This is a genomic window from Methylobacterium sp. WL120 (assembly GCF_008039465.1).
GTDB lineage: Bacteria > Pseudomonadota > Alphaproteobacteria > Rhizobiales > Beijerinckiaceae > Methylobacterium > Methylobacterium cerastii.
On sequence record NZ_VRUT01000312.1, the window covers coordinates 1 to 1,924 of the forward strand.

Consider the following 1,924-nt stretch of genomic DNA (forward strand, 5'->3'; position numbering starts at 1 on the left):
GCGCCGGGCGGCGGCGGCGGCGGCCGATCCGGCTGCTCCGGTCGCAAGTGCGGAAGCGGCGCGGCCAGCCCGGTGGCGCCCGGCGTTTCGTGGAAGGCCGCTGCGCCCCATCCTCATCGCGGCCGGGCTCGTCGTCGTCCTGCCGCTGGCGGCGCTCGCCGCCTACGTCCTGTTCGCCTTCCTGACTCTGCCGCCGCTCGGCGGCGTGGTGATCGACCAGGGCCAGCGGGCGCTCACCGTCGAGGCCGACGACGGCCGGGTCTTCGCCACGCGGGGCGCGTTCCGGGGGCAACCGATCACCAAGGCCGACCTGCCGCCGCACCTCGCCCAGGCGATCGTCGCGATCGAGGACCGGCGCTTTTACAGCCACTGGGGCATCGACCTGCGCGGGCTGGTGCGCGCGGCGTGGCGCAACGCCGTCGGCGGCGGCGTGCGCGAGGGCGGGTCGACGATCACCCAGCAATATGTCCGCCTCACCTCGCTCAACCAGGAGAAGTCCCTGCGCCGTAAGGTCCAGGAGGCGTTCCTGGCGCTGCGGGTCGAATCCGAGATGAGCAAGGACGACATCCTGCTCGGCTACCTCAACACCGCGTATTTCGGCGCCGGCGCCTACGGGATCGACGCTGCGGCGCGGCGCTACTTCGGCAAGGGGGCCAAGGCCCTGACCCTGCCGGAATCGGCGATGCTCGCCGGGCTGGTGCGGGCGCCCTCGCAGCTCGCCCCGACGCGCAACTTCGGCGGTGCCAAAGAGCGCGCCGACGTGGTGCTGCAGACCATGGTCGAGACCGGCGCGATCACCGCGGAGGCCGCCGACGCCGCCCGCGCCAAGACCGTGACCCTGCGCACGCCCCCCGAGACGCCGCAGGGCAGCAACTACTTCCTCGACCTCTTGGCGGCCGACGCCAAGAAGCTCACCGACGCGCCCGGCGACCTCACCGTGCGCTCGACCCTGAACCTCGACCTCCAGAGCCTCGCCGAAGGCGTCGTCGCCCGGCGCCTCGACGCCGAGGGCGGCAAGAAGAAGATCGGCCAGGGCGCCCTCGTCGCGATGTCCAAGGACGGCGCGATCCTCGCGATGGTGGGCGGGCGCGACTACGAGGACAGCCAGTTCAACCGCGCGACCCAAGCCAAGCGCCAGGCCGGCTCGCTGTTCAAGCTGTTCGTCTACCTCACGGCCTACGAGAACGGCCTGACGCCGGAGACCGTGCTGGTGGACCGCCCGGTGCAGATCGGCGACTGGGAGCCGCAGAATTCGAACAACCGCTTCCGCGGCGCGGTGCCGCTGCGGACCGCCTTCGCCCTGTCGATCAACACGGTGGCGGCCCAGCTCGGCGACGAGCTCGGCATCCCGGCGGTGATCGCGACGGCCAAGGGGCTCGGCGTCCAGTCCGAGCTGCCGAACGTGCCGAGCCTCGCCCTCGGCTCGGCCGAGGTGACGCTGCTGGAGATGACGCGGGCCTATGCCGGCGTGCTCGCCAACCGCACGCCGGTGGAGAGCTTCGACATCCACGCGATCCGCGGCGGCACGGCGGCCCCGCTCTACGTCCACCCCGACGCCAAGCCCGCGGCCGGCCTGCCGGGCGATAGCCGCACGATGATGCTCGATTCGTTGCAGGCGGTGGTCGACGGCGGCACCGGCAAGGGCGCGCGCGTGTCCGGCCAGCCGGTCGGCGGCAAGACCGGGACGACGCAGGATTACCGCGACGCCTGGTTCATCGGCATGACGCCGGACATGGTCGTCGGCGTCTGGGTCGGCAACGACGACAACTCGTCGATGAACCGCGTCGGCGGCGGCGACGTCCCGGCCTCGATCTTCCGCGACTTCGTGCAGCGCGCCTCGGCCCAGATGGCGAAGGGCCGAAAGCGCCCCTCCGCGGCGAAGGCCGAGCCGCAGCCGGCCGAGCCGGCGACCGCCGCCCCCGCA

The 1,924-nt window shown here is 72.7% G+C and carries 1 protein-coding gene; it reads left to right on the plus strand.

What is annotated here, in order from left to right; genetic code table 11:
• A partial coding sequence (locus FV229_RS26640) for a PBP1A family penicillin-binding protein (protein ID WP_147754789.1) occupies positions 1-1,924 on the plus strand: 1,924 nt, incomplete at both ends.